General features: G+C 55.0%; 24 protein-coding genes. 14 read left to right on the top strand and 10 right to left on the bottom strand.

What is annotated here, in order from left to right; genetic code table 11:
- Positions 1-119 precede the first annotated feature (119 nt).
- A complete protein-coding gene (locus tag AC27HQ_RS15110; protein WP_487157032.1) occupies positions 120-1,553 on the bottom strand; it encodes a sodium-dependent transporter in 1,434 nt (477 codons plus the stop codon).
- A gap of 86 nt (positions 1,554-1,639) precedes the next feature.
- Between AC27HQ_RS15110 and AC27HQ_RS15105 the strand changes: the two genes are divergently transcribed.
- Positions 1,640-3,409 (top strand): ABC transporter transmembrane domain-containing protein, encoded by a 1,770-nt coding sequence (locus tag AC27HQ_RS15105; RefSeq protein WP_487157030.1) that lies wholly within the window; start codon positions 1,640-1,642, stop codon positions 3,407-3,409.
- 5 nt (positions 3,410-3,414) lie between these two features.
- Here the strand turns inward: AC27HQ_RS15105 and AC27HQ_RS15100 are convergent, their stop codons facing one another.
- The 3 genes from AC27HQ_RS15100 to ovoA all read right to left on the bottom strand — a co-directional run bounded on the left by AC27HQ_RS15100 (position 3,415) and on the right by ovoA (position 9,672).
- A complete protein-coding gene (locus AC27HQ_RS15100; RefSeq protein ID WP_487157029.1) occupies positions 3,415-6,075 on the bottom strand; it encodes a hemopexin repeat-containing protein in 2,661 nt (886 codons plus the stop codon).
- Positions 6,076-6,358: 283 nt separating this feature from the next.
- Positions 6,359-7,534, bottom strand: a complete 1,176-nt coding sequence (locus AC27HQ_RS15095; RefSeq protein WP_487157028.1) for a MalY/PatB family protein — start codon at positions 7,532-7,534, stop codon at positions 6,359-6,361.
- A 2-nt stretch (positions 7,535-7,536) separates the two neighbouring features.
- The gene (gene ovoA / locus AC27HQ_RS15090) at positions 7,537-9,672 is read right to left on the bottom strand and encodes a 5-histidylcysteine sulfoxide synthase (protein ID WP_487157027.1); all 2,136 of its coding nucleotides are present in this window, start codon (positions 9,670-9,672) and stop codon (positions 7,537-7,539) included.
- A gap of 202 nt (positions 9,673-9,874) precedes the next feature.
- On the opposite strand from ovoA, the gene AC27HQ_RS15085 reads away from it, so the two are divergent.
- Positions 9,875-10,906 carry a hypothetical protein gene (locus tag AC27HQ_RS15085; RefSeq protein ID WP_487157026.1) on the top strand — a complete coding sequence of 344 codons (1,032 nt, stop codon included), beginning with the start codon at positions 9,875-9,877 and terminating at the stop codon, positions 10,904-10,906.
- Positions 10,878-11,375: a nucleoside deaminase gene (locus tag AC27HQ_RS15080; RefSeq protein WP_487157024.1), complete on the top strand. Its 498-nt coding sequence runs from the start codon at positions 10,878-10,880 to the stop codon at positions 11,373-11,375. The genes AC27HQ_RS15085 and AC27HQ_RS15080 overlap by 29 nt, the downstream gene beginning before the upstream one ends.
- 52 nt (positions 11,376-11,427) lie before the next feature.
- Here the strand turns inward: AC27HQ_RS15080 and AC27HQ_RS15075 are convergent, their stop codons facing one another.
- Positions 11,428-11,766 carry a hypothetical protein gene (locus AC27HQ_RS15075; protein ID WP_487157023.1) on the bottom strand — a complete coding sequence of 113 codons (339 nt, stop codon included), beginning with the start codon at positions 11,764-11,766 and terminating at the stop codon, positions 11,428-11,430.
- Positions 11,767-12,117: 351 nt separating this feature from the next.
- On the opposite strand from AC27HQ_RS15075, the gene AC27HQ_RS15070 reads away from it, so the two are divergent.
- On the top strand, positions 12,118-12,609 hold the full coding sequence (locus tag AC27HQ_RS15070; RefSeq protein ID WP_487157022.1) for an RcnB family protein: 492 nt from the start codon (positions 12,118-12,120) through the stop codon (positions 12,607-12,609).
- Positions 12,610-12,694: 85 nt separating this feature from the next.
- On the opposite strand, the gene AC27HQ_RS15065 is transcribed toward AC27HQ_RS15070, so the two are convergent.
- The 3 genes from AC27HQ_RS15065 to AC27HQ_RS15055 form a co-directional block, all read right to left on the bottom strand.
- A complete protein-coding gene (locus tag AC27HQ_RS15065; RefSeq protein ID WP_487157021.1) occupies positions 12,695-13,021 on the bottom strand; it encodes a glutaredoxin family protein in 327 nt (108 codons plus the stop codon).
- 58 nt (positions 13,022-13,079) lie between these two features.
- Entirely contained in the window at positions 13,080-13,928 is an 849-nt protein-coding gene (locus AC27HQ_RS15060) for an NYN domain-containing protein (protein ID WP_487157020.1), read from the bottom strand.
- Positions 13,929-13,994: 66 nt separating this feature from the next.
- Positions 13,995-14,729 (bottom strand): DsbA family protein, encoded by a 735-nt coding sequence (locus tag AC27HQ_RS15055; protein ID WP_487157018.1) that lies wholly within the window; start codon positions 14,727-14,729, stop codon positions 13,995-13,997.
- A 244-nt stretch (positions 14,730-14,973) separates the two neighbouring features.
- On the opposite strand from AC27HQ_RS15055, the gene AC27HQ_RS15050 reads away from it, so the two are divergent.
- From AC27HQ_RS15050 to AC27HQ_RS15005, 10 genes are all read left to right on the top strand, one after another.
- The gene (locus AC27HQ_RS15050) at positions 14,974-15,504 is read left to right on the top strand and encodes a DUF4124 domain-containing protein (protein ID WP_487157017.1); all 531 of its coding nucleotides are present in this window, start codon (positions 14,974-14,976) and stop codon (positions 15,502-15,504) included.
- Between the two features lie 111 nt (positions 15,505-15,615).
- Positions 15,616-16,353, top strand: coding sequence for a substrate-binding periplasmic protein (locus AC27HQ_RS15045; protein ID WP_487157016.1), 738 nt, complete (start codon positions 15,616-15,618; stop codon positions 16,351-16,353).
- 212 nt (positions 16,354-16,565) lie between these two features.
- Entirely contained in the window at positions 16,566-17,543 is a 978-nt protein-coding gene (locus tag AC27HQ_RS15040; RefSeq protein ID WP_487157015.1) for an NAD(P)H-dependent flavin oxidoreductase, read from the top strand.
- Between the two features lie 24 nt (positions 17,544-17,567).
- On the top strand, positions 17,568-18,488 hold the full coding sequence (locus AC27HQ_RS15035) for a hypothetical protein (protein ID WP_487157014.1): 921 nt from the start codon (positions 17,568-17,570) through the stop codon (positions 18,486-18,488).
- Between the two features lie 288 nt (positions 18,489-18,776).
- Positions 18,777-19,190 carry an HPF/RaiA family ribosome-associated protein gene (locus AC27HQ_RS15030; RefSeq protein ID WP_487157013.1) on the top strand — a complete coding sequence of 138 codons (414 nt, stop codon included), beginning with the start codon at positions 18,777-18,779 and terminating at the stop codon, positions 19,188-19,190.
- Between the two features lie 102 nt (positions 19,191-19,292).
- Entirely contained in the window at positions 19,293-20,543 is a 1,251-nt protein-coding gene (locus tag AC27HQ_RS15025; RefSeq protein WP_487157055.1) for a DEAD/DEAH box helicase, read from the top strand.
- A gap of 48 nt (positions 20,544-20,591) precedes the next feature.
- Positions 20,592-21,749 (top strand): AI-2E family transporter, encoded by a 1,158-nt coding sequence (locus tag AC27HQ_RS15020; protein ID WP_487157012.1) that lies wholly within the window; start codon positions 20,592-20,594, stop codon positions 21,747-21,749.
- Positions 21,733-22,542, top strand: coding sequence for a pseudouridine synthase (locus AC27HQ_RS15015; protein ID WP_487157011.1), 810 nt, complete (start codon positions 21,733-21,735; stop codon positions 22,540-22,542). The genes AC27HQ_RS15020 and AC27HQ_RS15015 overlap by 17 nt, the downstream gene beginning before the upstream one ends.
- A gap of 163 nt (positions 22,543-22,705) precedes the next feature.
- Entirely contained in the window at positions 22,706-23,551 is an 846-nt protein-coding gene (locus tag AC27HQ_RS15010; protein ID WP_487157010.1) for a hypothetical protein, read from the top strand.
- A gap of 151 nt (positions 23,552-23,702) precedes the next feature.
- Positions 23,703-24,077 (top strand): hypothetical protein, encoded by a 375-nt coding sequence (locus AC27HQ_RS15005; protein ID WP_487157009.1) that lies wholly within the window; start codon positions 23,703-23,705, stop codon positions 24,075-24,077.
- A 176-nt stretch (positions 24,078-24,253) separates the two neighbouring features.
- Here AC27HQ_RS15005 and AC27HQ_RS15000 read toward each other — a convergent pair whose 3' ends face one another.
- Positions 24,254-24,679 carry a hypothetical protein gene (locus AC27HQ_RS15000; protein ID WP_487157008.1) on the bottom strand — a complete coding sequence of 142 codons (426 nt, stop codon included), beginning with the start codon at positions 24,677-24,679 and terminating at the stop codon, positions 24,254-24,256.
- Positions 24,680-25,053: 374 nt separating this feature from the next.
- A complete protein-coding gene (locus tag AC27HQ_RS14995) occupies positions 25,054-25,791 on the bottom strand; it encodes a SapC family protein (protein WP_487157007.1) in 738 nt (245 codons plus the stop codon).
- Between the last annotated feature and the right edge of the window lie 4 nt (positions 25,792-25,795).

The following is a 25,795-nucleotide window of genomic DNA, read 5'->3' as shown; positions in this document are numbered from 1 at the left end:
CCGCAGGCAACACTGTGTTTCGCCAAATGACTCATCACGACTCGATTGCAACACATGGCTAAAAAGCACAATAAAAAAACGGGCCGCAGCCCGTTTTTTACATGCGTCCTAAAGCAGGTTCAGCGCCGGACCAGAAAGGTTCTACCAGCACTGAAGGCACCAATCATCAGTAACGCAAGCACCGCTGGCACCACGTTGCCTTCGATCTGCGGAATGGTCCGCAGGAACACAAAGGCCACCGCCGTTGGCGCAACAAAGCGCACCAGAAATTGCCACAGTTGAAACCAGGTCTCATTGGTCGCCATTTCCCGCAGTACTTCTTCACGGCTCAATGCCCAACCAGCAAAGAGTGCAATCAGCAGACCACCCAAAGGCATAAGGATATTGGTAATGAGCTCCAGCACATCAAAGGGTGAGCGGCCAAAGAGTCCATGGGTGAAGGAGTCTTCTGACCAGACATTGAAGCTGAACACCGTGAGCAAACCGAGCAGCCAGCAACCGGCCACCATGGTTGCAACGGCTGCCGGGCGACTAAAGCCATAACGCTCGACCAGGAAGGCAGCAACGGGCTCGACCAGCGAAATCGCCGAAGTCAGTGCCGCACCAATAACCAGAATAAAGAACGCGCCACCCAAGATGGCCCCGCCTGGCAACTCGGCGAAAGCAATCGGCAGACTGACGAACATAAGACCCGGCCCCTGTGCGGCTTCCAGCCCACTGCCAAAGACCAGCGAAAAGATAGCCACACCCGCCATCAGTGCGATCAGCGTATCAACAAAGGCAATCCAGATCGCCGTACGGGTAAGTGACACTTCATCAGACATGTAGGCGCCATAGGCCATGATAGCGCCCATACCAAGGCTCAAGGTAAAGAACGATTGCCCCATCGCCTGCAGCCAGCCTTCCAGGCTCAAGTCAGCCAGATTGAACGTAAACAGGAAGCGCAGCGCAGCGCTAGCATCCCCGACCATGACACCGTAGATCAGCACCACCAGCAGGATCAGAAACAGCGCAGGCATCATGAAACGCAAACCACCTTCAATGCCCTTGTGAATACCCATAGCCACGATCAAGCCGGATACGCCGATAAACAGCGTGTGATAAAGCAGCAGTTTATCGGGCGACGCCAGCAAGGTGTTGAACGCCTCACCAATCACCTCGGCGTTGGCGCCGGCCAACTCGCCACTGAACATGATCCATGTGTAATGAATGGCCCAGCCGGCAATAACCGAATAAAAGCTCAGAATAATGAAAGCAGCCGCCGCACCCATCCAGCCGATGGTTTGCCAGCCACGACTGGTGCCGTGACTCTCTGTCAGGTATTTGATACCCAATATCGGACTTCTGCGGCTGGCGCGGCCCAGCAAGGTTTCCGCTATCAGTATCGGGATACCGACCATTGCAATGGTCAGGGCATAGACCAGAATGAACGCACCACCACCGTTTTCACCAGTCAGGTATGGGAAGCGCCACAGGTTGCCAAGTCCAACTGCCGAACCAACCGCTGCCAGCAAGAAAGTGCCCTTGTGCGTCCAGATATTTCGTGAGCTCATCTGAGGGGTTTCCAGGAATCAATTAATCGGGAAAAGATCAAAAATAAGCGTAGCATAAAGTCCCTTGAATCACGACGAGAAAGCCCATGAACGCTGGCTCAGCCACGCACAAGAAAGCCTTGCAATTGACACTGCATTACCTGCGCCCCTATCGCGCCAGGGTCCTTGGCGCCATGCTGGCACTGGTTTTTACAGCGGCCATAACCCTGTCTATGGGGCAAGGGCTGCGCCTGCTTATCGACCTGGGATTCAGTACCGGATCACAGACCTTGCTGAACCAGTCGGTGGCACTTTTTGCCGTGCTGGTACTGGCGCTAGCCGCAGGAACCTTTGCACGCTTTTATCTGGTGTCGTGGATTGGTGAGCGGGTGATAGCCGATATGCGTTGCGAGGTGTTCGATCACTTGATCGAGCTGCATCCTGGCTTCTACGAGTCCAATCGCGGGCTGGAGATACAATCGCGACTGACCGCTGATACCACCGTGTTGCAATCGGTCATTGGCTCTTCTGTGTCGATCGCCCTGCGCAACCTGCTGATGCTGATCGGCGGCATCATTCTGTTGTTCATTACCAACCCCAAGCTGACCAGTATCGTCATGCTAGCTATCCCCCTGGTCGTCGCGCCCATTATCTTTTTTGGTCGCAAGGTCCGCAGCCTGTCGCGCAAGAGTCAGGATCGGGTAGCCGATGTCGGTAGCTACGTCGGCGAGATTCTGGGGCAGATCAAGACCGTCCAGGCTTACAACCACCAGAACCAAGACAAGCGCCGTTTTGCTGGCGTGGTTGAAGAGGCGTTTGATGTGGCGCGCATGCGCATTCGCCAACGGGCCTGGCTGACCTTCGCCGTTATTCTGCTGGTGCTGGGCGCGATTGGCGTAATGCTCTGGGTCGGCGGCATGGATGTGATTGCCGGGCGCATCAGCCCAGGAGAGCTCGCCGCCTTTGTATTCTACAGCCTGATCGTTGGCGTTTCGGCCGGGGCCTTGAGTGAGGTCATAGGCGAGTTGCAGCGTGCCGCAGGCGCGGGCGCGCGGATCATGGAGCTACTGCGTAGCGAACAGCAAATTGCCTCACCCAGCGAAGGCTTATGTCATTTACCTGAGGAGATAACCGGCGATATTCGTTTTGACGCCGTGAGCTTTAGCTATCCATCACGACCCGAAGTGAAGGCACTGGACCAACTAAGCCTTGAAGTGCATAACGGTGAAACCCTGGCACTGGTGGGTCCATCAGGCGCGGGTAAGTCAACGCTGTTGGACCTGGTCCTGCGCTTCTTTGATCCAACCGAAGGCCGAATACTGTTAAACGGATGCGATATCCGACAGCTCGACCCGAAGGATCTTCGCCGCGGTTTTGCCCTCGTCTCTCAAAACCCTGCTTTATTTTACGGCAGTGTCGCCGACAATATTCGTTATGGACGCCCCGATGCCACGCTCGAGCAAGTCGTTGCAGCAGCCAGAGCGGCTCATGCCGAGGAGTTCATTATGAGGATGCCACAGGGTTACGACACAGCCCTGGGCGATGCCGGACTGGGGCTGTCCGGTGGACAGAAACAGCGGCTCGCGATAGCCCGAGCGCTGCTGACTGATGCACCGATTCTGCTACTCGACGAGGCCACCAGCGCCCTGGATGCGCAAAGTGAACACCTGATCCAACAGGCCCTGCCAACATTGACCGGGGGGCGCACTACCTTGGTCATCGCCCATCGACTGGCCACTGTGCTCCAAGCAGACCGCATCGCAGTGATTGATCAAGGCAAATTGTTGGCGATCGGCACACACAGCGAACTGATAGAAAGCAACTCGCTGTATGCCCGGCTGGCCGAATTGCAGTTCGGCCTTGGAAGGAATAGTTGATCTGTCTAGAGATGCCAGTCAGCTGGGGGCTTGGCAGGTAGCATCGGTATCAGGAACATGCCGTAGACTGGCCTTGGAGCAGTCCCAGCAAGCGTGCTCTGGGTGAGCTCGTAGCCATAGATTTTCGTGCTACGACGCGAACCGGTATCTATCCAGGTTTCTTCCTTGCGCCTGGCGCGGATTACCAGGCTATCAAGTCCAGGGTGATTGGCGTCATAAATAGTCAGGGACGCCATCTCATTATCTGTCCCCGCTACGGTCTGGTATCCCGTTACCAGCACCTGATGATTATCATGGATCTTTCCACCCCGCGCCCGGGTCGCATAACACAGCCCGAGCTGAGCGAAGCCGTAATGATCCACCATTGCCTTGATTGCTGGCCACTCCCTGAAACTGGTTTGCTCTCGCCAACTAGCCGTGCGGTTTCGGCCCTTCTCCCAAGACCACATGGCTATAAAGTTCGCTACTGTGGGCGCGATTGGCTGAACTTGGGTATAAGCTGCAGAGAAGGGATCGTTATCTGCCAGACTCAAAAAACTCGACAGTTGTACATTCAGTAAATCGAGCGTCGTAGGAGCTCCCTTTGCACCGGCAGTGAACGAGGCCTTTTGACGCTCAATAATGTAGTTGAGCATCACCCCACCTGTGGGCGGAGCCGCAACAAAATCCGGCACAGGCATGCCATGGTGAAAATAGTCGGCCGCTGCCTGAGCCATCCCGCCACATAGCGACCACTCACTCGAAGCGCCCACTTTCAGGAGCTCGCTTTGGGCATTGAATTCCAACAGGCTCATGAATACACCGGGGAACATGCGATTAACAAACCGGAAGCCATGCAAGCTCGGCAAAAAGTCAGGCCGTGCAGTCAGCCCTGACACGCCCCCGGTACGAATATCAGCCTCGCCTGCAACAATTAGCTGATCAACTTTCCTGCTGGTAGCAGACAGGTTGAAGCGGTGACTTTCCTGCTCGCCGATAAAGTTCTGAAATGATGAGCTTTGGCGCGAATCAACACGATTCACACCCAGGTTACTACCCAAGTAAACCCAGGCTGGAGGGAAGCCGAAACTGAGCTCGGCAATCTGTGGCCGGATAGACATATCTCGACCCTCATAATCAAAACACAAGCATTGCTCGTAGCCATTGCCCGTCTGATAATAAATAGCACCATGGATTTGAGAGAACTCGAAGCGAATAGCGCCATGCTGTGTCAGCGCGTTATCCGGCATGGCCAGTTCACGATGCGGAAAAAAAGTGTCGCGTTGCCCTTTATCTGTCAGCCGCCAGAGGTGAATCTGCTTTTTGTCAGACCAGACAACAGCGACATACACCCGGCCAAGCACGTCCTTGCCCAGCACCACCTTGCGACCCGACTGCGCAGTAATATCAATCAGCGTATCGTTCCCGATAAAGCCTGCATTTACCGGCCAATCACCCAGGTCATATTGTGCGCCATCTTCATAGCAGGTTATAAACTCGTCGACCGCTCCAGTCAGGCCCTTATTGCGCAATCCCGCAACGAAAACGCGATTGAGGGGGGTTACCTTGATATCGGTTAAGGTCTCGTTACCCTCAATAGTGGTCGGCCAAAAAGACCTGAGTACCTTTCCTGCGCTTTTCATTCGGACATGCATATGAGAAAAGACACCGTGCGCAGTACCACGGCGAATATCATGTTCGATATTTATCCCTACCACCGGGTCGTCATCCAAACCACAGTCTATCGCCACCGGAAAAGCACGGCGCAACGGAGCGCGTGACTCAATCGGGGCCACAGTCACGTCAGCGATGCCCTGAGCACCGAAAGCGAAATCCCGTTGCCCGCTCGGCAACAGGCGCACTACCTGACAGTGCAGGGGGCGGCCCGCATCAATCAATAACAAAATCCGGTCTTTACTATCCTGACAGATATCCCTTACCACACCCGCTACGAAAGGTAGATAGGTCCTGCCCGCTCCACTCCAATCAAGGTTTGCACTTGGCCTTTCCAAACCCCAGGTGCGATCAAGGCCCATGGCACCAATACGCAGAACAAAGGGCATTTTGGTCTGACGTGGAATATCCAGATGGGTCAGCAAGCCCGGCCACATTGGTCGAGTGGCCTGCGGGTAGCCCGAATCAACACTGCTGCTGTTCAGATCGAATCGGTAGTATTGCGAACCCTTGAAAAAGTAAGCCTTGTGCGCACGATCAGCAAATCCAAGAATGACCGCATCAATATTGTCCGGTATACCCGGCCAGTGGTCGCGAATTTTCTTTGGGTAGGCTGGGTCTGCGCCATTGATAAAATCGTAGCGGATGTATTCATCCCCAGAGAAAAAATACATCTTTCGGTTATTACTGGTAAATGCAGCATCAATCTGAGTAAAAGTCATACCGCGCCAGTGATCACGAGTAGAAGCAGGGTAACCCTGATCTACGCGCGATTGCTTCAGGTCAAAACGGTAATACTGCTGACCAAAAAAGAAATATAACTTGTCCTGCCTGTCGCCCTGCCCCTGAACCACAGCAGAAGGATGCGCGGGCACACCGACAAAGGCGCTCATCACGGATTTTGCTGAACCGACTACCGCTCCTTTAATAAAATCGTAGTGATAAACGTCACCGCGCTTGAAGAACAGCACAACATTCTGACTCTGGTACAACGATATTGCGGGCTTGATCATAAGATGTCTCCAACAGACTGATTATCCTGAATATTCCGTTTCAGATAAGTCATGCCAGATACAACGGTCAGTACGACTAAGAGCTGACACATCTGTCATTTTCCGGAACAGTGAACGTGCTCCGGTGCTGCCTTTAAAACAACTGGATGCGGTCAACCCTTGATGTGATTCGAGATTGGGGGGGGGTATCGGACATCCATGCCGATAGATAGCCCTGATGAGTCAGGGCTTGACGATAATTTGAATAATGCACTGCGTAGAAAAAACCGCCAATGGGTAAGGATCAGTTTTTTACAGTTAAAGCCTCTACCGCTTGGCGCAACTTGCCCATCGCGTCGGCAAGCACCGCGCGTTGGGTCGCAATATTCAGGCGCATATAACCGCTACCCTGTTGGCCAAAGCTGACGCCTGGGTTGAGCCCAAGACCCGCCTCGCGGACAAAAAAGCGCTTAAGCTCGACATCCGACATCCCCAGCCCACGACAATCCAACCACAACAGGTAGGTACCCTCGGGCTCGGTGCAGCGTATTTGTGGCAGATGCTCAGCGAGATACCCCCGCACAAAGCGGATATTCTCAATCAGGTAGCCCAGTAAAGCATCCAGCCAGGCCTCACCGTGTCGGTAAGCAGCCTCAAAGGCGACGATGCTGAAAGGGTTGGCCTGTTCCATATGCAGACGATCAAAAACGGCGCGCAGGCTGCTGCGCAGTTGCGGATCGGGGATGACCATCGCCGATAGACCCAGCCCCGGGATATTGAAGGTCTTGCTTGGCGCCACCGCCGTGATGATGCGGTCACCCGGTTCAGCCAGACGCGCCAGCATAGTATGGCGTTGTCCGGGGTAGAGCAGATCGCAGTGAATGTCATCCGACAGCACCAGCAAGTCATGTTTACGCACGACCGCCAATAATGCCCTCAGCTCATCTTCCTGCCAGACCCTGCCCACCGGGTTGTGCGGGCTACACAGCATCAGCATGCGCGCACCCTGCGCAGCGCAGCTATCCAACTGTTCGAGGTCCATGCTGTAACGACCGTTGTCACAGCGCAACGGATTGACCAAGACCTTGCGCCCGGTCTTTTCAACTGAACTGAAGAACGGCGGGTAGACCGGCGGCTGGATGATAACGCCCTCACCTTCCGCGGCAAACGCCAGCGCCGCAGCATGCATTGAGGGCACCACGCCCGGCGCCATGACGATCCAGTCACGCTCGATCTGCCAGTCATGACGCCGGGCAAACCAGTCGATCATCGATTGATACAATGACTCGGGAAACAGGCTGTAGCCCAACACCGGGTGGGCCGCCCGGGCGAGCAATGCCTCTGTTACCGCAGGCGGAGTAGCAAAGTCCATATCCGCAACCCAAAGCGGGATAACATCATCTCGCCCAAACACCGCCTGACGGGCATCGAACTTGACCGACTGGGTTGCAGAACGGTCAAGCGGTTGGTCAAAATCCATTATCAATCACGCTTTTCCCATACAGTGACTTCCGACAGGCTGTGCTGGAATTTGTGTTGCGTTTCTCGTATCACAAATTCAACTTTCTGCGGCTCAGTCGCCAGGGTGAAATGCTGCTCCATTAGGGCTTTCAGCCCTTCCAGGGTAGTCAGGTTTTCACCGTCCTTCTTGAAGCCGCCTATCCATTGTTCACGCGGCGTATGCTCTTCAAGCCAGGTGTAGGGCGAGGCCAGGACCAGCGTACCCCCTGACGCAAGGCGTTCATGCACCGCGGCCAGAAAGGCGCTTGGATTGTACAAGCGGTCAATCAAATTGACCGCCAGAATCAGGTCGTAGCCGCTGAACTGCGGCTTGAGATTACAGGCATCACCCTGATAAAAGGCTACCTTGCCGGCGGTCTGCTCAAGATCAAGATCGGCCAATGTAGCCGTCTTGTAGGAAACCAGCTCGCCTTCCTCGGTCAGGGTATAACGCAGGACGCTCTGCTCCGCCATCTCGACACCCTGTCCGATAAAGCGGGCTGAGAAATCAATACCGGTGACCTGGTCAAAATGCCTGGCCAGTTCGAAGGTGGAGCGTCCCGATGCGCAGCCCAGATCCAGCGCAGTGCGCGCAGGCTTGTCACCACGCACTCGAATGGCCAGATCAGCCAGCGCCTTGGGGAAGTTGGCTACATTGAAATAACTGTCGCCATAATGAAATTCGGCGTACTCGGACAACTGCCTGTCCGTTTCGTAATAGGCATTGGGCGCCTGAACCTGCTGAGTGGATGACACGTAACGGAACCCCGCATGTTGAAAGAAATGCCGACGAAAGGCGTAACGGGCGCTACGCAATGTTTCATTGCCGCAGGACGCCCATGACCCACCCTTGATCAGATTGTGCTGGCCATCAAAGGTCGGCGTGGTGAAGTCATCATACAGTGGGTGAACCTCAAAGCCGTCAAAGGGATAGATCGGCGTCTCGGTCCATTGCCAGACATTACCCACCACGTCGAAAAAATCGCCGTGACGAAAACGGGTGACAGAGCAGGATGAGGCAAAATGATCCAGGTGCAGATTGGCATTGGCAGTCTCGTCAGCCAGCTCTTCGAGCCCGGCCAGATCATAGAGTCGATACCACTCATCCTCACTCGGCAGACGAATAGGCTCTCCGGTTTCGCGTGCTTTCCAGCGGCAGAAGGCGCGCGCCTCCAGGCAGTTGACTTCAACCGGCCAGTCCCAGGGCATGGGTACCACCTCGGTCATCAGCCGCAAATGCCAGCTGGTATCCTTGACCCAGAAGGTCGGATATTCAGCCTGGGTAAAGGCTCGCCACTTCAGCCCCTCTTCGCACCACAAACTGGCCTCTCGATAGCCACCGGCCTCCACAAACGCCAGGAATTCAGCATTGCTGACAAGATATCGACTAGCCTTGAAGGCCTCCAATTCAGCAATGTGCAAGCCATATTCGTTATCCCAACCATAACGCTCAGCCTGATGAGGCTTGCCCAACTGTACCTGCCCGGCGGGGACAGCCACCAGCTCATTGACAGGTGCCTTGCCATGCTGGCGGCAAGGCTGCCAATCACGATGCGGTTGCACGTAGGCCAGTTTGTGCTGACGAATCAACACCGTACTGGTCTCCAGGTGAATCAGCTCATGCTCAATGCCCATGATGATCGGCCACCAGGCGCTGGCCCAGTCAATCGGCAAGCTCAAAGGAAGAGTGTCGATCAGATTCAGTACGGCCGCCCTGACGCTGGCGCGGTAATCACGCACCTCTGCCACAGTGGGCCAATCGTAGTTGGCCTCATCCAGATCGTCCCAGCTCATTTCGTCAACACCCACCGCAAAGATCGACTCAAGCCGGGGATCGATGCGCGCTGGCAGCAACTTGGCAAGCACCAGCTTATTGGCAAAGAAGGTGGCAGTATGACCAAAGTAGAAAATAAGCGGGTGACGCAGGGAAATGGGCTTCTGATAGAAGGCCTCATCGCAGCTCAGGGTGTCGAACAAACCGGTATAACGGTCAAACACCTGGACAAAGTAGTCTGCGAGCTCGGCTCGCTTCAACTCGGGATGCTTGCCTGTCAGTAAAGGCGTTCTATGGCTGCTGGTACGGCGTTGCAACGGATGTGGTTTTTGCAGTGCTGTCATTGTTCTGTTTCCCAGGCGGTTATCCGCAAATGCAGGTCAAATTGAATTATGGACAGTGCACAACAATCTTGCCCTTTTTTAATCGTGAATAATCATGTCTGCATCACTTTCATGCACGTATTCAGCTGTGCATTGACCTGCAGCAGGCTCAAGTTTCAGAGAACAGCTATAGTCAGAATAGGTAACAAACAAAAGGCATTCAATGCGCACAGCCCCCCTCCTTGTCATGCTGTTGATCTTCGCCGGCAGCCTGATGGCAGACGATTCGGACCTGCCCGACTGGACAGTGGAACGCATCGGTCCCATGCACGAGGGGGTGTCGCGCTGGGTGGACTCAAGCTCGCGCAATCTGGATGGTTTTTTTGGCAGTGATGATGAAAGTCGTGCAGTAAGAAATAAATCCTACCTGCGCATCGGCACCGATTTTGAATGGGAAGAATCAGAAGGCTTCAATACCGACCCAAGCATTCGCTTCAAGCTCGATCTGCCAACAACCAAGGAGCGCTTGCGGCTGATCATTGAAAGCGAACCTGAGGAGTCACGCGGTACGCTCAGCGAACAGGGGTCAAACCGCTTGCGCAATGATCAGACCAGCACCGATAGCACCGTCATCGGCTTGAGCCGTCTCAGTGACAAGGACAAGACCCGTCATTGGGATACCCGGGTGGGCGCCGGGGTCAAGTTCCGGCTACCACTGGACCCTTACCTGCGCCTGAGCACCGAGCGCCTGTGGAATCTGGGTCAGGGCCCCTGGCAACTCGAGTCCTACAATCGCTTGTCCTGGTTTAACAGTGATGGCTACTCAGCTCGCAGCCGCTGGGATATTGGCAAGACATTGGATGACACTCGCCACTTGCGCTTTCTGACCAATATTCAATGGCAGGAAGATGAAGACACGCTGGAGTTCTCGGAGTCAGCTGAAATCAACCAACGCCTTAGCCGGCGCAGTGCGATGCGCTACGCGGCCGTTATGGTCGGCAACAGCGCCTCGAACCCACGCATCAATGATTACTTCCTTCTGACTCAATACCGGCGCAATCTGCACAAAGACATTTTGTTCGCAGACATCATCCCGGAGTTGCACTTTCCCCGCGAGGCCAATTTTGCGCCGCGCTGGGCGCTGAGTCTGCGACTGGAGATGTATTTCAGTGGCAATGTCATAGACCAGCAGCGTGAACAACACGACAACGAGGAGTTGCAACAGCGTGAATCAGCCCCCACCCAGCGACGCTGATAAAGCGTACCTGCTTGAAGCCGTTCAACTCGCCCTTGAGTCAGTCGAGATCGGCGGCGGCCCCTTCGGTGCCTTGGTGGTTCAGGACGACGAGGTAATTGCCAGAGCGGCAAATCGCGTCACGTTGAATTGCGACCCGACCGCCCATGCCGAAGTTGAAGCTATACGCCAGGCTGCCTTGTTGCAGGCTAGCCCGCATATACCCGGCAGTACTCTGTATGCCAGTTGCGAACCTTGCCCCATGTGCCTGGCCGCCGCGCAATGGGCGCACATTCCTCGTATTATCTACGCCGCCTCGCAACTGACGGCCGATCGCGCGGGCTTTTCAGATGGCGCCATGGCTGAACAGCTCTATGGGCAGGCAAAACCGGTCTGGGCGGATAAACTGGGGCTGTATCACATGGAGATTGAACAAGCAGAGGCACCCTTCAGGGCATGGCAGGCAAAACAGGATCGTCAAAACTACTGAGCATTAGCCTGAGGGACAGTACCCTGCCCCATCAGGCTTGAGGGTGGTGGAGTCAGTCGAGGTCGTCGAGGGTGATAGTCAGGTCGCGACGCGCCACATTCACATCCCAGAAGGTGTAGCTATCACCGTCTTCATCTACCGCCTTGATATCAAATACCGGGCTGGAATAACCACGCAGGTTGACCCGTTTGGTGTCACCAGTATGCATGACTTTCTTACCCAGCACATCCTCCTCCCAGTCATCGGCCTCGGCAGGACTGACGTACAAATTCATGATGGTGAAACCGGTATTGTTCGTCACATCCACATAATAGTCTTCAGCCATTGAAGACAGGGAAAACAACGAAAAGAACATCGCGCACAACAGAAGAATCCCTTTTTGAATTCGCACGATTCAACTCCTTATTCAAAATAAAAAATAACGGCAGCTAGGTTTGCAGACCGCACTTCATGGACGAATAAAAGGATAAAAGCGCCGCATCCTTTCACACATTTCTTGTTACATCTCAACGAGCCCAACTCAACTATAGCATTCTGCCATCGAATGCCAAGCGTCTTTGTCTCACGCTTTTGAGTCTAAACCGTCATGGCCATAAGTCATTACAGCCTAGTGTAAAGATAGGTAAATATGCCTTTACAGCCAGCGTTTTAGCCGATTTTCACGGTCACAGGGACATACCGGCAAGACACTGTTCATGCAGTCCTCGCCGGTGCACCCCGGAAACCACGAAGGAACGACACCATGAAATCACATTACCTATTGGCTACCGCCTGCGTTGCCGCATTGCTTTTCAGCTCACCGACCTTTGCCTCTCCCGACCGCCATCGAGATTACCGACAGCATGAGAGCAGACACCACCATCAACAATGGGAATCACGGCATCACAGACATGAGCCCCGTGCACATCAACGTGGCCATGAACAACACCGAGGCCATGGCGGGCGCTCCCATAATCAAAGGCAGGGTTACCGTAGTCCTCCGCCTGTACATGTGATTCGTCAGCACCTCTACCCGCATCGTCACCACGTAAGCCGTGGTCATGCACGGGCTCCCCACGTGATTATTGTGCAAGGGCGACCACTGCCGAGAGGCTACGGTCACCGATTGGGACATGCCCATGCGCGCCATTTGCCTCAGTATGCTGGCTATGAGTGGCACAGCAGTGGACGCGATCTGATCCTGGTCGCGGTGACGACAGGTATTGTCTACGCCATTCTCGACAATGTGCTGTGAAGCCTGTCAGGCAAAGGTCGTGCAATTGCGACCTTTGCCTTTGGCAATCTCCAGCACACTAGCCCTGAGCAAAGCAGCAAAGCCTTCAGGGTGCCAATGCGCTGATTTCACTGGCGCTGTAGCCATGAATAAGCCTGCTGCCCACCTTCAACAATGGGATACCTCGACCACCCAGGGCGTCATACTGACGCCGCCCCTCTGCGGACAACTCAATATCCATCTCCTGAAAAGGCGTACCCTGGCGGGTTAATTGCTCTCGAGCCTTGTCGCAGTAGCCGCACCAGGCAGCCGAATAAAGAACCACCTCCTGTGATCCAGCAACGATCTCGGGTGCAGGGTGAAACCAGCGCTCAATTGTGCCCCACTGCTGGTAAACCGCGAGTGCGCACAACACCAGCATTATTTTCTTCATGGTCCTGTTCCATGCGGCTTTTGCGCTGCCCGACTGACTAGCGCTTTTGACGAATAACTCAACGATTTTTAACGCGCAGGCCCTTGCCGCCGGTTTTATTAAGATCCTCGAGTTGAAACTTTTTCGGAAAGGCTCTGACCAGATCGCTGAGCTTCTTATGTCCGTATAGTCGGGGATCAAATTCCGGCCGCAGCTTACTGATATTGCTACCTACTGGCCCCAGATTGGCCCAGCCCTCATCATCGGAAATATCATCAATTACCTTGGCGATAAAACCCACCGGTGCCTTGTTTTTGGTTTCGACCGACGCAACAGGCTTCTTTTGCTCATTACTTTTGCTACTGACAGGCGGTGGCTCAGGTGTATCCGCACTTGCCGACTGCCCTTGGCGTCCGGCAACTTCAAGGTTGTCTTCGGTCGCCTCGCGAAGAATCTCTGTGTAAATGAACTTGTCACAGGCAGACACGAAGGGCGACGGTGTTTTCTTCTCGCCAAAGCCGTAAACCGTCAGCCCTTCCTCGCGCAGGCGAGCCGCCAGACGGGTAAAGTCGCTGTCGCTGGATACCAGGCAAAAGCCGTCGAAGCGGCCGGTATAGAGCAGATCCATGGCATCAATAATGAGCGAACTGTCGGTCGCGTTTTTACCCTTGGTATAGGCAAACTGCTGAATGGGCTGGATCGAATAATCCAGCAGGACCTTCTTCCAGCTGCCCAACTGTGGCCCGGTCCAGTCGCCATAAATGCGCTTTACGCTGGCGATGCCGTACTTGGCCACCTCCTCGAATATCGCATCGATGATCGAGGCTCTGGCGTTATCCGCATCAATCAACACGGCAAGGCGCTTCTGTGAATCGTCACCATCAGCCGTCCTGCTGCTGTAACGGCTCGCGGTTGCTTTGTAATCCATGGGTCATCCCTGTGCAGTGTGAGAATCAGGCCATTCTGACTGTCATGATCAAAACAAAGCAGCCTCTCAAGGCTGCCCCTGCAACTGTTGCTCTATGACGCCGGACAATTGCTCCCAGCCCGGACGCGTCAGCGGTACATTATTGACTATGACAGTTGGCGTACTGGCAATGCGCAACTGTCGGGCAACGCCCAGGCTGTTCTGAACGGCCTCAAGCTGGTGTTCACGAGTCAGGCAGCGCTCAAAGCGAATCTCATGCAGTCCCTGCTCGGCGGCAAAGTCAAGCAGCATAGGGGTTGGGTCACTGGCGTTGCTCCAGGCGGACTGCTGCTCGAACAGGCGATCATGCATGCCCCAATAATCTCCCTGGTCACCAGCACAACGTGCCGCCTGAGCAGCTACCAGGGCATGACGATGCTGCGCCAGCGGCAGTTCAAAAAATACCAGCCGTACCTTGCCGCTATCAATGTACTCGGACTTCAAACGTGGGTGTACTGTGGCGAATGCGGCACAGGCCGGGCACTGGTAATCGGCAAACTCACGCACCACAACGGGCGCATCGGGACTGCCCAGTTGCGTGGCAAAACGATCGAATTCCGACGGGAAGGGGCCCGCTCCCTCCGCCGCTTGTGGCAAGGCAACAGACGGGCCCAAATCAGGACTGGACAACCAGAGTGCACCGCCCACCAGAATCGCCAGCACCAGCACGGCACCACCCCAGACCAGCCCTTGACGCTGACGCTGGCGGTGCTGCAACGGACTTGGCTCACCCGCCGATTGACGCCTTTTTGCTTCTCCCATAAAGCTTTAATCTCCAGTTTTATAGTCTTGATTTTATTGAAATAGATAAATAAAAAGTTAAGCACCTATAGTGCAAGGTCCGCTGCCTGAGTAACACTATACGACTGAATCCCGACAAGACACAGCCTGATCAGGTTTCATGCCAAAAGGGCCAAATTCAAGCTTGGCCACCATTCCAAGATTGACAGTCCAGACGCAAAAAACGACATTACCCGGGCCAGATCATTACAAGGAAATTGATCCGTTGAAAACATGTTCGATTGCGCTACTGATCAGCGCACTGTTAGCCAGCCCTCTGACCCTTGCCCAAGTCTACAAATGGACTGATGAAAACGGACAGCTGCACTTCAGCTCTACCCCGCCCCCTCAACAAGCGATAGAACCGGTTGACGTGCGCCTGAACTACGACGCCCCAGCGCCTGCTCCCAGAACAGAGACTGATACAGCGTCGTCCTCTTCGGTCAGTAATGACAGCAGAAATGGCTCGGATCAGCCCAGTGCCACAGCATCCAGCAACAGCAGTCGCAGCGATGATTGTCGCAAGGTCATGGAGTACGCCGACTATGATGTACCCAACCTGAAGAGCATCTTGCGCAAGAACCATACCGACGGATACATCAGCCGTTCCCAATATGACACCCAGCTCAGAAGCCTGGAGCAGGCCGGACGATCCCTGAGCCACAGTGCCTGCATGCGCAGTTCAGGTCGTGAACGTGAGCTGTATGATTGTCTGGCGCAGGGCGGCGGTCTGGCCATGTGCTACGACTGGCAGTAAGTAGCCGAGAGCATCTGAAAAAATGCGCTATAGTGTCTAAGGACATCAGATAGCGCCTAGAATCGGCTGTTGGCACGGGCTTTAGCCACCCCGATTAAGATAATAATAATCATGATGCGACACCTGTGCGCCCACATTGGCCTGAGCCTGGCTCTGGCTACGAGTTGTCTGTCCGCCATGGCCGATACAGCTGCGCGCGTTCTGAATGCGGCCTATATCAATTTCCCACCATTGGCCTATACCGATCTGGAGGGTAATCCCGCTGGCGAGATTATAGAGCTGAGCAACCAAATTGCCGCCGAGGCGGGTATCAGTCTGGTCTGGAAGGAATACCCGATCAACCGTATCTACCGTAATTTGGGTACGGGTGAAATCGACTTCTGGCCGGGCTCGCAGGCCGTTCCGGTGCTGAGTGACACGACACTCGAAACCGCGCCACTGGATGTCACCTTGAAGCTCTGCGCCTTCGCCCGCGAGGGCACCCCAAGGATCTCCACCACCCTTGAGCTGGGGGATGCCAGACTAATCCTCATACGCGGCTATACCTATCGCGATCAGCTTGATTATCTATTTGAAAACGGCAGCCGCATGCCCATTGTGGCGCCGAATCACATCGCCGCCTTGCAATTGCTGGAAAAGGATCGAGGTGATTACCTGATCCATTTTGCGCAACCCATTGAAGAAGCACTGAAGGTCTATCCAGTGGCCAACCTGGACTGCAATCTACTGAATGAATGGCCGCTCGCCATGATCATTTCCCGGCAAACACCCCAGGCACGTGAGCTGGTCGAATCGCTGCAAGGCGCTTATGAACGCATTCGCTCACATGACTTGGCCGAGGTTGAATGAGTCAGCCTGCAGCATCTGTCAACGCCAACCCCCGTACAAGCAGAAACAACTGCGCTAGCTTCACGTGCTGTCGAGCTATCAAGCTGCTGAATACCCGGGCAACAACGAGTCAAAGCCATTTGCCTGTTTAACCCCGGCCCGCCTAAACTCGGTAGTCATTTTTAGACCCAGCACCCTGCTGGGCCACTGTTCAACAGCAACAGCGAGGCGCCATGAAAACCCGAATTACTGAACTCTTTGGTATCCAGCATCCGATTATTCAAGGTGGTATGCACCACGTCGGTTATGCCGAGCTGGCCTCGGCGGTTGCCAATGCGGGTGGTCTGGGCATGATCACCGCCCTGACTCAGCCCAACCCACAGGCGCTTGCCGAGGAAATCCGCCGTTGCCGCGAGATGACCGACAAACCCTTTGGCGTCAATCTGACCTTCCTGCCCTCGGTGAAGCAACCCGATTATCCGGGCTATATCGACGCCATCATCAAGGGCGGTGTCAAAGCGGTGGAAACCGCCGGTAACAATCCACAGAAATGGCTGCCTATCCTCAAGGAGCACGGCATCAAGGTCATTCACAAGTGCACCGCGGTGCGGCATGCCTTGAAGGCAGAAGCCATTGGCTGCGATGCAGTCAGCGTCGACGGCTTCGAGTGCGGTGGTCACCCCGGTGAAGACGACGTCCCCAACTTCATTCTGCTGCCCCGCGCGGCTGAAGAGCTGAGCATTCCCTTTGTCGCCTCCGGTGGCATGGCCGATGGTCGCTCCCTTGCCGCTGCCCTGGCCTTGGGTGCGGAAGGTATGAACATGGGTACGCGCTTTATTGCCACCCAGGAAGCGCCCGTCCACGAGAACGTCAAAAAGGCGATTGTCGCCGCCAGTGAACTGGACACCCGTCTGGTCATGCGCCCCCTGCGTAATACCGAGCGCGTCATGGTCAATGGAGCGGTCGAGCGCCTACTGGAAAAAGAGCGTCGCCTGGGCGCTGATCTGAAATTTGAAGATATCGTTGATGAAGTCGCCGGCGTCTATCCGCGCATCATGAAAACCGGTGATATGGATGCTGGCGCCTGGTCCTGTGGCATGGTGGCTGGCCTGATACATGACGTGCCGACAGTTCAGCAACTGGTTGAGCGCATCATGACCGAAGCTGAAGGCATCATTCGCCAACGCCTGGCCGGCATGCTGAACGGCTAAGACAACGACTTCAAGGACAGCCCAATGAGCTTCGATACGCCCCTTTTCATCTGCGGTCCGCTGCGCGAACCGAAACAAATGCTGGCCGACCAGGAATACAGCGGTCATACCTCGATTCACGACGACAGCATGGCCGAAAAGCTTGGCTTCCGTGCCGGTCCAATTGAGGGGCCCACCCACTTCAGTCAGTTTGTACCGCTGCTGGCCCATATCTGGGGCAAGGACTGGTTCGAGCGCGGCTGTTTCTCGTCTCACTTCCAGAACATGGTGGTGGAAGGTGAAACCGTTCGCGCCTTTGTCGAACTGCCCAAGCCCGGCGCCACCAAAGTGCGGGCCTGGGCCGAGAAAGCCGACGGCACGCCGGTACTGGAAGCCTCTGCCAGTCTGGGTCCGAATGACGGGCCAAGCCTGCTGGACGAGCGTATGGCCAAACTGCGCGCACCGGAAAAACTGGTGATCATGGCCGATCTGCATGTCGGTATGCAGGGTGCCGAGGGCGAACAAGTTCGCATGGACGCCGACCAGCACATGGGCAACCTGTACCCCTTTTCACTGACGCAGAAACTGGATGGCATCACCGAAAATTCGCCCTGGTATTCAGACGCTGCCAGTTCACCCTGGGGCCGCGCCATAATCCCCCTGGAAATGGTCAGCGTGCTGGCTGAATACACCAGCAAGCAGGCGGCCTTCCCGGTCAAGCAACCGGTAATCGGTCTGTTTGCCGACCAGGAAATCCGCATGATCGACGGGCCTTTGTTTGTCGGCGAAGACTACCTGATTCGCCGTGAAGTCGTGGCCCTGTCCGAGAGCAAACGCACCGAGTCCTACTGGGTTCGCTCACGGATCTTTGATGCCAGCGGGACCAAACTGAAAGCCGAAATGCTGCTTAACCATGCCACCCTGAAACACTCCTACGCCAACTATGAGGCTGAAGCCTCGGCCTGACAGTGCCTGCGGCGGCCCCCGGGCCGCCCATGCCCCAGCCCACATTCTCGTCAGCATCATGCCGGCGCCCCATGAAAAAGGCGCTCTGTATTGCCTCGCAGTGCACTGGCCCTGCGCTGTCCCCCGCGTTTGCTGTCAGTTGCAGATTATCCATCGATCAACCTGACCCGCGCCGCTAATCCAGCTATGCTCATTACAGTACCAAGCAAAAAATGCTGAGCCGGTGACTGAACTTTGTTTCAGCACTGCTCTCAGATCTAGTAGGTACATCAAAGCAAGGAATCGACTATGCAAGTACAGGTAAACAGCAAGCATATTCAAGGCAGCACCAGGCTTCATGAATGGGTCACCGCAGCCGTCACAGATCAACTCGATCACTACGATGACTACCTCACACGCATTGAAATCCATATCAGTGATGACAACGCACACAAAGGCGGTGCCGACGACAAGCGCTGCCAGATTGAACTGCGCCCCAAGGGTCACCAGGCTCTGTCAGTCAAACACAAGGCCGAATCCCTTGAGCAGGCAGTCAACGGCGCGGCCAGCAAAGCGCGTCACGCACTTGAACATCTGATGGGCCGGCTTGAAACCCGTCCTACCTCAACGCCCCTGCCCCTCGATGAAGCGCCTGTAGCAGAAGCCGATGCACTGCTACAGGAAGACTTTCTCGCACGCCAGGCGGCGCTTGGTAAAAGTTAGATAATGACCTCGACGGAGCCGCTTCGGCGTGCTCCGTCTCCTTTACCCTCTCGTGAGACAAACAGGTACACTGTGTACCCGTTTCCGACCTCATCCAACACCATGCCCTTTGCCCAACTCGGTCTGATCCAACCCCTGTTGCAGTCACTGGACTACAGCAGCCCTACTGCAATCCAGACACAAGCTATTCCGCTTATTCTGCAGGGCCGCGATCTCATTGCCGCCGCCCAGACCGGTACCGGAAAAACCGCCGCCTTTGCCTTGCCACTCTTACAAAACGTGAGCCAACAAGGCCCTCGCGTCGCCAGCAACGCTGTCCGCGCACTGATCCTGGTGCCTACCCGCGAACTCGCCGTGCAGCTGCAGCAGCGCATCAGCCAATACGCACAGGGCCTGCCACTGCGCAGCCTGGCCGTATACGGTGGCGTGTCCATCAACCCGCAGATGCAGGCCCTGCGCAAGGGCGTTGACCTGCTGGTTGCCACGCCCGGCCGCCTGCTCGACCTGCAGCGCAGCAACGCCGTGCATTTCAGGCAGCTACAGATACTGGTCGTGGATGAGGCCGATCGCTTACTCGATATGGGCTTTGCCGACGAGCTGCACGCCCTTCAGCGGCTGCTGCCGGCCCAGCGTCAGACGCTGCTGTTTTCCGCCACCCTCAGCCCCGCTGTGCGCGACTTGGCTGGCCACCTGACACGGGAAGCAGTCAGCCTGGATATCAGCCCGCAGCAACTGGATGCCAGCACCCTGAGCCAGTGGATCATACCCGTTGATCGTAAGCGCAAGGGCGAGCTCTTATTACACCTGCTGCGACAGCACAAAGGGTCGCGCGTGCTGGCCTTCGGTAAAAATCGCCAGACACTTGAACAACTTCTGCCCGCTATACAGGCGTTAGGTATCAACGTTGACCTGATCCATGGCGACCGCCCACAGCCCGCTCGACTGCGCGCTTTAAATCGCTTTCAGTCAGGCGAGATTGATCTGCTTCTGGCCACCGATGTCGCCGCACGGGGGTTGGATATAGAACAACTGCCGATGGTCATCAATATCGATTTGCCGCTCAAGGCTGAAGACTATGTTCACCGCATTGGTCGTAGTGGGAGAGCTGGCAGTGACGGTACCGCCATTTCCCTGGTCAGCGCAGATGAAGCACGACAGCTAGCCAACATAGAACACTTGCTCCAGCGCCTGCTGGATCGACGGGATGAAGCCGGCTTTACCCCGGAGCACCGCCTGCCGCAGACGTCACTGGATGGCCAACTAATCAAGAAACCGAAAAAACCGAAAAAGCCAAAGCAAGCCGCACCCGCAAACAGCCCAGCCAGCCGCATTCATTTAGGTGACTGGAGCTGAGCAATACCCTATCGTTAGCCCCTTGAACAAACTGCAAATGGACGCGCCATGATGAACGTTCGAACGGAAGAAAAAACCTTTATCCTGCTGCTGACGCTGGTGTCCATCGCCTTCGTCTGGCTGTTACTGCCTTTCTACGGTGCCGTTTTCTGGGGCACCATCCTGGCGATCATCTTTCAACCGGTACAGCGCTGGGTAGAAGCCAGACTTCAGGGACGCAAAGGTCTGTCAGCCTTTATCACCCTGATGCTGATTCTGATGATGGTTATCCTGCCCGTTACCCTGCTGGCCGGCGCGCTGGTCAACGAAGGTGCCGCACTCTATGAGCGCATCGAATCAGGCAACGTCAACTTTGGCGAATACTTCCAGCAAATCATGCAGGCCTTGCCCCAGCCTGCACTGGATATTCTGGCCAGTTTTGGCATGACCGACATATCCAGTGTGCAGGAACAGTTGGCCAGTGGCGCCCAGCAGATCAGCCAGTTTCTCGCCACTAAAGCCTTCAGCGTGGGTCAGGATACCTTCCGCTTTGTCGTCAGCTTCGCCATCATGCTGTACCTACTCTTCTTCCTGCTGCGCGATGGCACCACCGTGTCACAGCATATCAAGCGCGCCATTCCCCTCAGTGAAGTCTACAAGCAGCACCTGCTGACCAAGTTCACCATGGTGGTTAAAGCCACGGTCAAAGGCAATATTGCGGTGGCCGCAGTGCAGGGCCTGCTCGGTGGCTTTATTTTCTGGGTGCTGGGCCTTCAAGGTGCACTGCTTTGGGGTGTGATGATGGCCATTCTGTCGCTGCTGCCTGCGGTGGGTGCCAGCCTGATCTGGGGGCCAGTCGCCATCTACTTTCTGGCCACCGGCGCCATCTGGCAAGCCGCGGTACTCACTGCCTTCGGCGCCATTGTCATTGGTCTGGCAGATAACGTGTTACGTCCCACGCTGGTCGGCAAGGACATCAAGCTGCCTGATTATGTGATTCTGATTTCCACCCTGGGTGGCCTGGCGCTCTTCGGTCTGAACGGCTTTGTCATTGGGCCGCTGATTGCTGCGCTGTTTATTGCTGCCTGGAGCCTCTCTGCTGACGCACGAAATGGTCAGCCGCTGACCGACAGCGTGATTGTCCTCCCAGGAGAGCACGAACAGGTTCAAGCCGAATCGGCTCAGACAGACCAGGTGCCCGAGCCCACGCATGACAAAACCGAGTAACTCGGACGCAACCGCCGCCAGTAATCCACTGACCGAAGTTTATCGTGATCAGTGGCTGCTGGCGGTCCACAAGCCCACCGGGTTATTGCTGCATCGAAGCCCGATCGACCGACACGAAACCGAATTCGCCCTGCAATATGCCCGCGCACTGAACGGCGGAGACCATGTCTACCCGGTGCACCGGCTGGACCGCCCCACCTCGGGTCTGCTGTTGTTTGCCCGTGATGCACACACCGCCAGCCTGATCGGCAAAGCCTTGATGGCTGGCGAGGTAACCAAGGAATACCTGGCCATGGTGCGCGGCTGGACGCCGGACAGCGGCCTTATAGACCACCCCCTGCGTGAGCACGCCACGGATCGCCGACAAAACGACACTGCATTACCGATCCGCGAAGCCCGCAGCCGCTTTCACAGATTGGCGAAAGCCGAGATCCCCGTCTGCATCGAAGGTTACCCCTGCAGCCGCTACAGTCTGGTCGTGCTGAAGCCGGAAACCGGACGCAAGCATCAGCTCAGACGACATATGCAGCACATCAGCCATCCCATCATTGGCGATACCAATTACGGCCGCACCAAGCACAACCACTATTTTGCCGAACGTTTCGGCTACGCTCGGCTGATGCTGGCCGCCACTGGCATGACCCTCACCCACCCCATAACAGGCCAGCCGCTCACCCTGCATGCACCGGTCGATGACAGCTTTATGCTTAGGCTGTCGATCTTTGGTGAGGAGGTACAGCGCTCAGTGGCTGGCATGTCCGTGATCCAGAGCGTGCATGGTTCACAAATGTAACAAGGGTTCAGAAAACCGCCGGGCAATCTGATAATCTCGCAGCCCATGAAACCATGTCACTTTGCCTCCATATCACTGGAGAGCGGCACATGGCTGGCATCTGATTTTACTATCAGCCGCTGGAGCAAGCTGACTTCAGGGGCACTGCATAAGGACGTGTACAGTGGATTCAACCAAGGACTTTGTAGCTGACTTTTGGGCCAACCTTGATGGTTGGCTGGTGTTTTTCAATGTCTCCAGCGGCATTCTGCTGGGCACAGTGGGTGGCCTTGTTCTGGTCATTTGGCTACAGAAAGGCGGCTTTCTGGGACGCAATAACCGCTGGCACCATCTATTGCTGAAACTCTACTTTCTTGCCCTGCCCTGCCTGGGTGGCTTCCTCGGCTTTCAGGCCGGCATGCTCTATGCCACAGAAAAGCAGATCCACCGCGAAATAGATCGCCAGCACGATGCGGTGCAAGTACACACCCTGTCGATGATGCATAGCTTCTACACCCACATGAGCCAAACAGCACCCGAGCGTGACCCGACCGAGCTGGCCTCAATGTCCATGCGCGACATGCTGATTCTGATGGCCCATGACTTTATTGACGCCAACCCCATCGCTATCTACGACAACCCCGATGACCTGAACTGGCGTCAACGCCTGGCACAAACATCCGTGGAAATCGTACGTGAACGGATACTGATCTGGGCCGTCGATGAGATCATCGTGCCCCGCGTTGTCGCTACCAGCGCAAACAAGTACACCTACCTGAGCCCGGACGTCATCAACGAGATAGTCCATGAACCCCTGGACACCCTGTTCAATGCCCAGGCCCTGCTGGATTTCGTCAAAAAGCAGGTATCGCGCATCTGGTCCAGCTATTACATGGCGGTCGGCATCCAGCTGCTCGTGCTGCTGCTGTTGATCGGCGGCGAATATGGTCTGTCCCGGTACTTCAAACAGCTCAAACTCAGACATCCTGCGGTATCACCTGCACCTGCAGCGCGGCATGAAGCAGCCTAAGCCAGCGTAAATAGTCAGCGACAGAGTCCGGTGCCCATGGTCCAGATCCTGTGCCAATGGCCTGTATTGTCCCTATGGCAAAAGCAATTAATGGCAAAGTCACCCGTGGGCTTATCAATCGGTTAAAGAGAATCTATTAAAGAGACTGACCATGCATATCAAGGCTTTTATAGTGGTAGTACTCTGTGGCTGCATGATGTTGGCCGTCAATGCCACGGCCCGTGCCACCGGACACTTTCTGCGCGCTCAAGCTGCACTCGCCATCAGCGAACGTGCCTTGGGCGACTATGCCGAAGCAGCCAAACTATCCTTATCCGAATTGCTGGAGGACTCCCGCTTTTCAGCCCCTCTGGCTGCCGCCAACCGCGCTGTCAGCACCGAATATCGCTGGTATTTTCACGCTGTTTTCGCAGCACAAACCCTGCTCCTGTTAATGATCGCCCTGCTCTGCAGCCGCTGGGTCGTATCCATTGCCCGTCGTCAGATGCCTCAACCCAAGACCTCTGCTCTACAGGAACGCGATTGAGTGTGAACCTTGCCGATCAGCATCAGGTCTCCGCCAACCACACACTCAAGTCAGAAAACACTCTAAACAAACGATATTTGAGAGCATTAAAACTCAATTGACAGTGAGTGTAGTGGTCTACTAATCCCGGACGCTTACGGGTCAGTTTTACTCCAATTTACAGCATTAGACTTGACCTAGGGTTGGCTAAGGGCGGGGCCATTGTCTCCTGGGGCTATTTGGATTGGTTCTGGGCCTTCTGGAGGACGAGGAAGAGCAGGATTGTCTTCATCCGTATTCGTAATACCAACACCTATACCGAAATTAAAGTTATTAGATGAATAGTTATATCCAACATTGGCATTACCAAATACGTTGTCTTTTTGATAACCAATTCCAACATTTGGGCGCCATGTACCCTGATTGAGCATATAATCCACACCCAATGAACCGACAAACTTATCCTCTTTGTCGTCAGAGAAAAGCTTTGGCCCAACTGCCCAGCCACCTCCAGGTCCATAAATATAACTTAAACTTAACCCATATCCTACGTCTGCAATAGCAAATGGAGAGCCAATGAATCCAGCAAGAGCAAGAGCTAATGGAAGTTTCTTAAGTGTCATATCGTTACCTTTTATACAGTATGCTGCTATCAAGTTAATTCTTTAATCTTTATCAATACTTTCGTACAACAAAGCCTTGGGCCAACTGTGAACAGCTGTCTCACAGCTGGAAAATTTAGTAATTTGGGGGGCAAAGCCCTGAACAATAAGTTTGGACTTAGCATTAAATCCATCAGTAATCTTCCATTAGGCTCTACTGAGAATCCATGCATGTCATCGACCTATCGCCGTCCAAGGATTCGAGATTAGAAGCCAACATTAAATGACTTTATTATCAAATTCGGTGACCGCCTGGGCGGCCACCTAAGATGGGATGGGCAGTTAAGTATATTTAGCTGCCGGCTCCGCTGTGGTAACCGAGAGGCCCACAAGTATCAAGCAATCTCCGCTTCGCCCACATTTTGAGGCATATACTGCGGAAACCGGCTGGCGTTGCCAATTGACATGAGATGAGCGTAAATCCAACCCAAGTATCCATCTCGGCTCAACTGCCCGAGAGTACTATCGTCTAGTTCACGTAACTTGGACTCATCTACAATCTTTAAGTCCCGCAGCAGGTAATGTTTCTGTTCCCGGTTCGAAACACGAATTTCGCGCATTACCAGCAGATCCAATTCGTTCAATTTCTGGGTAAATTGCCTTGTGCGATCAATTTCCGCGCGATAGCCATTCAGGAAATTGATAACGCCTTTAAGGTACTCAGTATCCTTACCCTCGTCGTCAAAAAGTGGTTCACCTTCCTCCTCTGAGAAGGCCTGGAAGCTATCATCCAGGCACACGGTGTAATCGCCATCTTTGCCACCCTGGGCGAGCACAAAAGGGTAACGACGAACAAATGCAGGCACATAACAGCCCTCGCGCCAGGCATCCTTGTCATCCAGAAACAGGTTCTCATTCTGACGCAAACCCAGCAGTGCCACTGCACCCAGCTCATCGGATTTCTCACCGGCGAAGACAATCGGGTAGTCACGTGCGGCCTGGAAAAACTCGCTGCCGGCCAGCGGCACATAGTGGGTATCGCGGGCAAATGCCGCGGTACCCAGTCCAGTCTGGATTTTCAGATTGCGGTGATTATCCCGGTTCAGGGGTACGATGTGATTGTAAAGCAGCATGCAA

This window comes from Halopseudomonas sp. 4NH20-0008, from assembly GCF_057548395.1.
The sequence above is the reverse complement of the archived record's forward strand: the minus strand, read 5'-3'. Positions and strand labels throughout refer to the sequence as shown.

What these genes read in the sequence shown, in the direction of transcription:
- AC27HQ_RS15110 (WP_487157032.1), bottom strand. Translation starts at nt 1,553, where the DNA reads ATGAGCTCACGAAATATCTGGACGCACAAGGGCACTTTCTTGCTGGCA.
- AC27HQ_RS15105 (WP_487157030.1), top strand. Translation starts at nt 1,640, where the DNA reads ATGAACGCTGGCTCAGCCACGCACAAGAAAGCCTTGCAATTGACACTG.
- AC27HQ_RS15100 (WP_487157029.1), bottom strand. Translation starts at nt 6,075, where the DNA reads ATGATCAAGCCCGCAATATCGTTGTACCAGAGTCAGAATGTTGTGCTG.
- AC27HQ_RS15095 (WP_487157028.1), bottom strand. Translation starts at nt 7,534, where the DNA reads ATGGATTTTGACCAACCGCTTGACCGTTCTGCAACCCAGTCGGTCAAG.
- ovoA (WP_487157027.1), bottom strand. Translation starts at nt 9,672, where the DNA reads ATGACAGCACTGCAAAAACCACATCCGTTGCAACGCCGTACCAGCAGC.
- AC27HQ_RS15085 (WP_487157026.1), top strand. Translation starts at nt 9,875, where the DNA reads ATGCGCACAGCCCCCCTCCTTGTCATGCTGTTGATCTTCGCCGGCAGC.
- AC27HQ_RS15070 (WP_487157022.1), top strand. Translation starts at nt 12,118, where the DNA reads ATGAAATCACATTACCTATTGGCTACCGCCTGCGTTGCCGCATTGCTT.
- AC27HQ_RS15065 (WP_487157021.1), bottom strand. Translation starts at nt 13,021, where the DNA reads ATGAAGAAAATAATGCTGGTGTTGTGCGCACTCGCGGTTTACCAGCAG.
- AC27HQ_RS15060 (WP_487157020.1), bottom strand. Translation starts at nt 13,928, where the DNA reads ATGGATTACAAAGCAACCGCGAGCCGTTACAGCAGCAGGACGGCTGAT.
- AC27HQ_RS15055 (WP_487157018.1), bottom strand. Translation starts at nt 14,729, where the DNA reads ATGGGAGAAGCAAAAAGGCGTCAATCGGCGGGTGAGCCAAGTCCGTTG.
- AC27HQ_RS15045 (WP_487157016.1), top strand. Translation starts at nt 15,616, where the DNA reads ATGATGCGACACCTGTGCGCCCACATTGGCCTGAGCCTGGCTCTGGCT.
- AC27HQ_RS15040 (WP_487157015.1), top strand. Translation starts at nt 16,566, where the DNA reads ATGAAAACCCGAATTACTGAACTCTTTGGTATCCAGCATCCGATTATT.
- AC27HQ_RS15035 (WP_487157014.1), top strand. Translation starts at nt 17,568, where the DNA reads ATGAGCTTCGATACGCCCCTTTTCATCTGCGGTCCGCTGCGCGAACCG.
- AC27HQ_RS15030 (WP_487157013.1), top strand. Translation starts at nt 18,777, where the DNA reads ATGCAAGTACAGGTAAACAGCAAGCATATTCAAGGCAGCACCAGGCTT.
- AC27HQ_RS15025 (WP_487157055.1), top strand. Translation starts at nt 19,293, where the DNA reads ATGCCCTTTGCCCAACTCGGTCTGATCCAACCCCTGTTGCAGTCACTG.
- AC27HQ_RS15020 (WP_487157012.1), top strand. Translation starts at nt 20,592, where the DNA reads ATGATGAACGTTCGAACGGAAGAAAAAACCTTTATCCTGCTGCTGACG.
- AC27HQ_RS15015 (WP_487157011.1), top strand. Translation starts at nt 21,733, where the DNA reads ATGACAAAACCGAGTAACTCGGACGCAACCGCCGCCAGTAATCCACTG.
- AC27HQ_RS15005 (WP_487157009.1), top strand. Translation starts at nt 23,703, where the DNA reads ATGCATATCAAGGCTTTTATAGTGGTAGTACTCTGTGGCTGCATGATG.
- AC27HQ_RS15000 (WP_487157008.1), bottom strand. Translation starts at nt 24,679, where the DNA reads ATGACACTTAAGAAACTTCCATTAGCTCTTGCTCTTGCTGGATTCATT.
- AC27HQ_RS14995 (WP_487157007.1), bottom strand. Translation starts at nt 25,791, where the DNA reads ATGCTGCTTTACAATCACATCGTACCCCTGAACCGGGATAATCACCGC.